Source organism: Roseobacter sp. TSBP12, assembly GCF_009129705.1.
GTDB lineage: Bacteria > Pseudomonadota > Alphaproteobacteria > Rhodobacterales > Rhodobacteraceae > Celeribacter > Celeribacter baekdonensis_A.
In genome coordinates this window covers 1-8,159 of the sequence record NZ_PYIB01000066.1, presented here as the reverse complement: position 1 = coordinate 8,159, position 8,159 = coordinate 1, and the positions used below count along the sequence as shown (strand labels likewise).

At 62.0% G+C, this 8,159-nt stretch carries 8 protein-coding genes; 7 read left to right on the top strand and 1 reads right to left on the bottom strand.

Going from position 1 to position 8,159, the window contains the following annotated elements:
* Window positions 1-80: 80 nt before the first annotated feature.
* From C8029_RS22830 to C8029_RS19665, 5 genes are all read left to right on the top strand, one after another.
* Window positions 81-254 carry a DUF3768 domain-containing protein gene (locus C8029_RS22830; protein WP_353617623.1) on the top strand — a complete coding sequence of 58 codons (174 nt, stop codon included), beginning with the start codon at window positions 81-83 and terminating at the stop codon, window positions 252-254.
* Between the two features lie 117 nt (window positions 255-371).
* The gene (locus tag C8029_RS19680; protein ID WP_107722864.1) at window positions 372-668 is read left to right on the top strand and encodes a hypothetical protein; all 297 of its coding nucleotides are present in this window, start codon (window positions 372-374) and stop codon (window positions 666-668) included.
* An 80-nt stretch (window positions 669-748) separates the two neighbouring features.
* Window positions 749-1,132: a DUF6878 family protein gene (locus tag C8029_RS19675; protein ID WP_107722865.1), complete on the top strand. Its 384-nt coding sequence runs from the start codon at window positions 749-751 to the stop codon at window positions 1,130-1,132.
* A 1-nt stretch (window position 1,133) separates the two neighbouring features.
* On the top strand, window positions 1,134-1,610 hold the full coding sequence (locus C8029_RS19670) for a DUF6915 family protein (RefSeq protein ID WP_107722866.1): 477 nt from the start codon (window positions 1,134-1,136) through the stop codon (window positions 1,608-1,610).
* Window positions 1,611-1,715: 105 nt separating this feature from the next.
* Entirely contained in the window at window positions 1,716-2,345 is a 630-nt protein-coding gene (locus tag C8029_RS19665; RefSeq protein WP_152003559.1) for a hypothetical protein, read from the top strand.
* A gap of 342 nt (window positions 2,346-2,687) precedes the next feature.
* Here the strand turns inward: C8029_RS19665 and C8029_RS19660 are convergent, their stop codons facing one another.
* Window positions 2,688-3,551: an NmrA family NAD(P)-binding protein gene (locus C8029_RS19660; RefSeq protein WP_152003558.1), complete on the bottom strand. Its 864-nt coding sequence runs from the start codon at window positions 3,549-3,551 to the stop codon at window positions 2,688-2,690.
* Between the two features lie 122 nt (window positions 3,552-3,673).
* Here C8029_RS19660 and C8029_RS19655 point away from each other — a divergent pair, with 122 nt between their 5' ends.
* Window positions 3,674-4,585 (top strand): LysR family transcriptional regulator, encoded by a 912-nt coding sequence (locus C8029_RS19655; protein WP_152003557.1) that lies wholly within the window; start codon window positions 3,674-3,676, stop codon window positions 4,583-4,585.
* Window positions 4,586-4,745: 160 nt separating this feature from the next.
* Window positions 4,746-8,159, top strand: a 3,414-nt coding sequence (locus C8029_RS19650; RefSeq protein ID WP_152003556.1) for a strawberry notch-like NTP hydrolase domain-containing protein, incomplete at its 3' end; no start/stop codon positions are given.

Sequence of the window (8,159 nt, the reverse complement as noted above, 5' to 3'; positions counted from 1 at the left end):
GATGACACGCGGCGTCGCGGCACTTGGGCCCGACGCCCAACTGGAACTCACCGGCCGCGTCGCCGCGTTCGACGGGTTCAATGCCGATAGCGACCCGCAGCTGGCACGAGATGGGGGTCATCGAATTCAATGGCACGACGATCTGGTTCAAGCTCGACCTCTATGACGTCGACTACCAATACGGCTCGCCGGAGCCCTCCGACCCCGAACAGACGCGGCGGATTCTGACCCTGCTTCTGCCGTCGGAATACTGACGCCCTCCGTCCCTAATCACCGCCCCGGACCACCCTTGCACAAAGGGCGGTCCTTTCGGGCTGGCGGGTTTCCAAGGGCCGCGATGGTTGCGTCCCGCCCGCCGCAGGAGACCAGACATGCCCAAGACACTCGACTACCAGATCACTCTGTACCCGGCTCATCGCGATGGCGCATTTGTCGTCACCCAGTTCCAGATGTTGGGGAGCTACCCCGAGAAGCGCGTCCAGGCTGCGGGCATGGATGACCTTATCGACAAGGTGACGCAGTTCGCGATGGAGCATGGCGAGAGCTGCAGCGCCTCGGTGCGCTGCCTCGCCCCGCGCAAACCGCCCGGGTTCAAACGTGCGACCGAGAACCTCTATTTCAACCTGGTTGACCGGACGACTGAGAAACGCGGCGACGCCGCGGCCTGAAGCCTCCCCAACGGAAACCTCCGGGGCGGCCTCGCGCAACGGTCGCCCTCCCCTTCCCTTAATTCCAAAGGACCAAAGACATGACACAAGTGAATGATTTCTACACGCAGATGCTCGAATCTCAGAGACGGGCTGCCGAACAGCGGGTCGAGACCCGCGCGGCGCTCCTTACCGAGCTGCGCGCCCTCGGTGTGAGGAGCATCAAGGTGCAATACGAAGGCTACGGCGACTCCGGCAATGTCGAGGATGTCGTCGTGAGCCCTGACACGATCACCCTGACAGAAGAGTTGCGGCACCGGGTCGAAGACTTCGGCTGGGACTTCGCCTATGCGCTGAGCCCCGGTTTCGAGAACAACGAAGGCGGCTATGGCGAACTGACCTGGGCGCTCGAGGTGGACAAGATCGGTGTCAGCCACTCGAACCGCTATATCGAGACCGACACCACCGAACACGAGGGGCTCTGACATGGCGCATCCCCTCCACCACGCCGAAAGCTCTGCCCGCAAGTTCGGCGGCGTGCCTGAAGATTATCAGCATGTGCATGACTGGTTTGACTCATCCAAAGAGCACCTCGCGATCTTTACGCATCGTGCACACCGGCACCACGCGCTCGGGATCTTCGAGGCCGAACGACTGTTTGGGCGCAGCCTGACCAACAGCGCTGGCCGGGTCGTCCCGATCCGCTGGATTGGTGAGCAGCATGTGCGCGAAGACTGTCAGGGCCGTATTCCATCGCTGGCGGACTGGCTCGGACGCATTCAGCCGGAACCATGGATGGCCAATGGCCGGATCGACAACGATCCAACGCAGATCGGCAGCGATCCGCGCGCGGCCTGGATCGAAGCAGTCGCCAATCACCAGACCATTCTCGGCTTTGAGGATTGGCTGCTGAAGGTCTCGGTTGAGCACACCCAGCATCGCCAGAACCGCGCCGCCGCCTGAGCCGCCGGGCGGCAAGCTTACGAACCATCTGACCACGTCCAGATCGACCCGCTCGAGCCGCAACCGGCTCAGCGGGTCGATTTCGTTTCAAGAAAGGAGATCGAGATGCACGACCCGGTCCATCAGGAGGCCTACCAGGGCCACACCATCAAAATCTACCATGATCCCGATACTGAGAGCCCACGGGAGTGGTCCAATCTCGGCACGCTGATTTGCTGGCACCGACGCTATCGGCTGGGTGACAGCCATCAGTTCGACAACCCCGAGGCGTTCCTGCGCGACCTCTCGGGCGTCTCGGCGCTGAGGGAACTTTCAATCGAACAGCTGCGCGACCGCGCCGCGCGCAAGGCAATCCTTTTGCCCGTGTTTCTCTATGATCACTCTGGCCTCGCGATGAACACCATCGGGTTTCACTGCCCGTGGGATTCCGGTCAGGTGGGCTTCATCTACGTGACGCTCGCGGCGGTCCGGACGGAGTTTGGCGTGGAACGTGTCACCAAGGCGTTGCGCGAAAAGGCCGAAGACATCCTGCGCGGTGAAATCGTCAGCTACGACGCCTATCTCGACGGGCGGGTCTATGGCTATGTGATTGAGCAGGACGGCGAAGAGGTCGACTCCTGTTGGGGGTTCGTCGGCGACTATGAGCTGGACTGTTTGCTCGAGGCGCGGCATGCAGTGCCTGATCATGAGCCGAAACAGTCGACAAATTCCGATATGGCTCAGGCCCACCCATAGGCAAATCGGTCTGCTACGGCGGGCAGGATTTACGGCGCGACCTTAGCAAGCTTGATGTTCTGTCAATGCTGCAATGCAGAAATAACATAAGGCGGCTATTGTGCATGCGCAGCATAGTCCCTATCTTAAGTCATGTGATCAGTTCCTCCTCCTCCCTGAGCTGATCCAGAATAATCGGCGGCATCCACCTCCTCCCGGATGCCGCCTTTTTCTTTTCTGGCGGTTTCACAATCGGTGAATTGGAACCCCTAAACGCTCGACACTCTGGGGTATCAAAAGGTTTTAGAACTCGGTTATGTTCGATGTCCGGCTATAGGTCTCTCGAACAGCAACAGAGGATCCCTACCTGAGACTGGCTTGTAATACGGCGCTCATCGTCTGCGGTGCCCGCCCGAGGATACGTGACAGTGTGGGATCGACCGTTGAGAATTCACCCGCCCGCGCCGCGCGGTAGTAGCCCAACATAACGGCGATTGAGCCTTCCGGGACACCGGAGGCCCGCGCATTTGCTTGCAGGACATCTTCGCTGATCAAAACGCGTTCGACAGGCCTGCCCATTATCTGACCCGCGCGCTCCGCCAGCTCGGCAAGGTCGAGCGCTTCAGCCCCGGTCAACGGCGGCGTCGGGCCGTCAATCACCTCCTGCCCCGCGAGCAAGGCTGCATCCACCGCAGCGAGATCGTCATGGGTCGTCCACGCGACTTTCCCATCTTGCGGGGCAGCAAATCGCCCCGCTTTCAAGCCCTTGGCATTCATCATCACGGCACTGGCTGCGTAAAAACCGTGGCGCAAGGCCGTCCATGACATCCCCGATGTCGCGAGCATCGCTTCCGTTGCCGCATGATCGCGACCCGGAGGGAAATGCGCGTCCGGCGAACTGGACACCTGACTGGTGTAAAATATGCGCTCCACCCCAATGTCGCGGGCCACGTCGATGGCCGTCGCGTGTTGTGGCAAAGGATTCCCCCCGCTCGCTGCAGCGTTCGAAGACACGAGAAGCAAGTGTTCGGCCCCGTCCCAAGCGTGGCGCAAACTCTCTGGATCGTTATAATCGCCTTGGCGTACGCGCACACCAAGCGCCGTGAATGCCTCGGCATTTGTGGTGTCGCGGACACTGATCCCGATGCGCTCGGCGGCGACGTGATGCAGCAGATTTTCAACAATTTTGCGGCCAAGCTGGCCCGTTGCCCCGGTCACAATCAACATGGCTTTGTCCTTTCCATTTCTGTTTGCCGGACCCACATATCGGCCGGCACCGGTTACACTAGGAGTATCCACTGTTCTTTGTGCCTTTGATAATCTGACAAATATCGAATAGTCTGTTCTCCATGAAGAACAGTATATCCCAAGACGATCTGATCGTGTTTTTGACGGTCCTTGACGAGGGGGGCTTTCGAGCGGCCGCGCGGCGTCTCGGGGTTGCGCCGTCAAACGTCAGCACGACGGTGTCCCGCATCGAGACACAGCTCGGTGTCCCGCTTCTGTTGCGCACGACGCGCAGCATGCGGGCGACGGACCAAGGCCTAGCACTGGCCGCACGGATCGCGCCACTGATGGCCGAGGTGCGCGCGGCTTGTGCTGAAACTGCAAGCTCGACGGGTCGGGTGAGCGGCCGGTTGAAGATCAATGTGCCGGGCGCGGTCATGCCCGATATCCTGCCGCCTATTATGGCCGCGTTTCAGCATCGACACCCGGCTGTGGAGGTCGAGCTTGTTGTCGACAACGGCTTGGTCGATATTGTTGCGTCTGATTGCGATGCGGGAATTCGCTACGGCGCATCGCTTGAAAAGGACATGATCTCCATCCCCATTGGACCGCGCCGCCAGCAGATCGCGCTCGCCGCCTCGCCCGCCTATGTGGAGGCACATGGTTGCCCAGAGACTCCTGCACAACTGACCACCCATGATGCGATCCGATATCGCCTGCCGGGTGGGCCTCTGCTCCCGTGGACATTGCAAGCCGGAGGTAAGGCCATCACGGTCGAGCCTGCCACACGCTTGGTCCTCAGCGTGAATGCCCTGAACTCTGGGTTGAGTTATGCCAGGGCGGGAATGGGGATCATCGCCATGTTCCGCAATTGGCTCGAGGACGATTTTCGCGCACAGACGCTTGTGCCGATCCTGAAAGAGCACTGGCATCCTTTGGATGGGCCAAGGCTCTACTACCCCAACCGGCTTACATCCAACGCGTTACGGGCATTCATTGAGACCTGCCAGAGTAAGGTCTCTGGGGATGAATAAGGTTGCAAATTACCAGTGAAAGTTCGGTTGCAATCACATTCTCTGTGAGCGCTGTTAGGACCTGCCCAAAAGAGCGAGAGACAGGGCGGGAGGGGTGACCCCTCCCGGGTGAGAGAGTGCGCGTGGGCTGGGGATCCACCCTCAACCCCGGAGATTGCCGATGAATACTCACCTCCATTCCGTCCAACTTGCAAGCGAGCCGAAAGCCCCTGCCCTGCCAGAGGCCCTTGGCTTCGCCCAACACCTTTTGCTGGCTGCGAGAACCATTGTGCCGCAGTTCGAAGCGGGTAACCCCATCGACGCCTCTACGCTTCGCGCCGCAATGGAGGAGGCATTCGGCGCCAGCGACACCAGGGGTGCCTGGGTCTGGAAAGACGCCTATGAGGCCGCCGAGATCGCCCAGATCCTGATGCTGTCGCGCTATGGAACCCTGATGCAGCGGCAGGCACTCTCGCCGCAGGCCTTCCTCACTATGGTCGAACGTCTCGCCAGTCTGGCTCCGTCCCACACGCGGCGTTCTAAGGACAGCGTCCGTCTGCAGCAATTCTCCACGCCGCTGCCTCTTGCGGCCGTCGTTGCGCAGGCTGCGGGTTTCCGTGCCGATGACCTCGTGCTCGAGCCCTCGGCCGGCACCGGCATGCTGGCGATCTTCGCCCGGGTCGCCGGCACCCGCCTAGCGTTGAATGAACTCGCTGAAACCCGCCGCGCCCTGCTGGGACACCTGTTCCCCGATGCCGTCGTATCAGACCACGATGCCGCGTCGATCGACGATCGGCTGAATCGGTCGGTCTTGCCCTCGGTTATCGTGATGAACCCACCATTCTCCGTGGCCAATCATGTCGAGGGTCGGTTTCGGCAGGCCACCAGTCAGCATGTCCTGTCTGCACTGGCGCGCCTAATGCCAGGTGGACGTCTTGTCGTCATCACCGGCGAGAGTTTCCGTCCCTCCACCAAGAGCTTCCAGTCGACCTTTCAGCGGATTGGCCAGAGCGCCGATGTGGTGTTTTCCGCCGCGATCGACGGCAAGGTCTTCGCGCGGCATGGCACGACTATCGACACGCGGCTGACGGTGATCGACAAGCGCGTGGCTGGTGCCGAAGAGACCGCGCCGGTCGACTTCGAGGCCGCCTATCATCCGATCTGCGCGACCACGGCCGCGCTTCTCTCTACGGTGCTCATCCATTGCCCGGAACGCCGCAGCCCTCCGCCCTGCCCCACCAATTCTGCTCTTTCGCTGCCGAACCGCCCGACCTGTACCAACCTGCACGCCCTGCGCAATGCCGCCCGCCAGGAAACCCGCGCCCTCGCCGAGGAACGGGCCAAACATCCGTTCGACAGTATCGAGCCCGCGCCCCTCGACTACCTGCCAAAAGCCTGGAGCGAACCCGACGGCGCGCTGCAGGACACGGTCTATGAGGCCTATGACCTTCAGGCGATCATGATCGATGGCGCGGCGGAGCATCCGACCGCGCTGGTGCAATCCGCCGCCATGGCCTCGGTCCCGCCGCCCGTGCCGACCTACCGCCCGGTTCTGCCGAAGACCCTCGTCGAGGGTGGCCTCCTCTCTGCTCCACAGCTCGAAAGCGTCATCTATGCTGGCAATGCGCATCAGACGCATCTCAAGGGCTGGTTCACGCGCGGCGAGATCGAAGGCCATCTGATGGCAGCGGCCGAGGGTGACGAGGGCGCCTTCCGCCTGCGCAAGGGCTGGTTCTTGGGCGATGGCACCGGCTGCGGCAAGGGCCGGCAAGTTGCGGGCATCATCCTCGACAATTGGCTACAAGGCCGCCGCAGGGCGGTCTGGGTCTCAAAAAGCGACAAGCTCATCGAAGATGCGCGGCGCGACTGGATGGCGCTCGGGGGGCGCGAGGGCGATATCGTGCCGCTCTCGAAGTTCCGCCAGGGCAGCGACATCCGCCTGCCCGAGGGTATCCTCTTCGTCACCTATGCCACGCTGCGTTCGGCCGAACGCGAGGGGAAAGCCTCCCGCCTTGACCAGGTCACGTCTTGGCTCGGCGACGGGTTCGACGGGGTCATTGCTTTCGATGAGAGCCACGCCATGGCGAATGCCGCCGGCGAAAAGTCCGACCGCGGCGACAAGAAGGCGTCCCAGCAGGGCCTCGCTGGCCTCGCGCTGCAAAATGCCCTGCCCGATGCGCGCGCGCTCTACGTCTCAGCCACCGGCGCGACGGTCGTCGGCAATCTCGCCTATGCTGCGCGTCTCGGCCTCTGGGGCACGGGAGATTTCCCCTTTGTGACACGGGCCGAGTTCGTCGCCGCGATGGAGGCCGGTGGCATTGCCGCCATGGAGATGATCTCGCGCGACCTGAAGGCGCTCGGGCTCTATCTCGCGCGGTCCCTTTCCTATGCCGGGGTCGAATACGACATGCTCGTGCACGAGCTGACACCCGCCCAAGTCGCGATCTATGACAGTTATGCCGACGCCTATCAGATTATTCACACCAACTTGGAGGCAGCGCTTCAAGCCTCGGGTGTTTCCTCTGAGACAGGCACGCTAAACGCCCAGGCGAAATCCGCGGCGCGCTCCGCTTTCGAGAGCAACAAGCAGCGCTTCTTCAATCATCTCATCACCGCCATGAAATGCCCTTCGCTCATCCGCTCGATCGAAGCGGATCTGGCGGCCGGTCATTCGGCGGTGATCCAGGTCGTCTCGACCAGCGAGGCGGTGATGGAACGCCGCCTAGAGGACATCCCACCCTCGGAATGGGACGACCTGCAGGTCGATTTTACCCCACGCGAGAACATCATGGACTACCTGATGCACAGCTTCCCGACGCAGCTCTTCGAGCCCTACACCGACGAAAACGGCGACCTGCGGTCTCGCCCTGCTCTCGACGGCGATGGCAACCCGATCATCTGCCGCGAGGCGGAGCGGCGGCGGGATGATCTGATCGAGCATCTGGGAGCTCTCGCCCCGGTGCAGGGTGCGCTCGACCAAATCCTTTGGCATTTCGGCGGAGACGCTGTGGCCGAGGTCACGGGGCGCAAGCGGCGCATCGTGAAGACGCGTGAAGGGCGGCTCAAGGTCGAGAACCGCCCCACCTCCTCCAATCTGGGAGAAACCCAAGCTTTCATGGATGACGCCAAGCGGATCCTGATCTTTTCCGATGCGGGGGGCACCGGGCGCAGCTATCACGCCGATCTCGGGGCAAAGAACCAGCGCCTCAGGGTGCACTACCTGCTGGAGCCCGGCTGGAAGGCCGACAATGCGATCCAGGGTCTTGGACGCACCAACCGCACAAACCAGGCGCAGCCGCCACTCTTCCGGCCAGTGGCGACCAATGTGAAAGGCGAGAAGCGGTTTCTCTCCACCATCGCGCGACGTCTCGACACGCTTGGGGCCATCACCAAGGGCCAGCGCGAGACGGGCGGGCAGAACATGTTCCGCGCCGAGGACAATCTCGAGAGCCCCTACGCACGCGCGGCGCTGCGGCAGTTCTTCTACAAACTGCGTGCAGGCAAGATCGAGGCCTGTTCCTACGCGAAGTTCCAGGAGATGACCGGTCTGACGCTCGATGAGGCGGACGGCACCATGAAAGAAAACCTGCCGCCG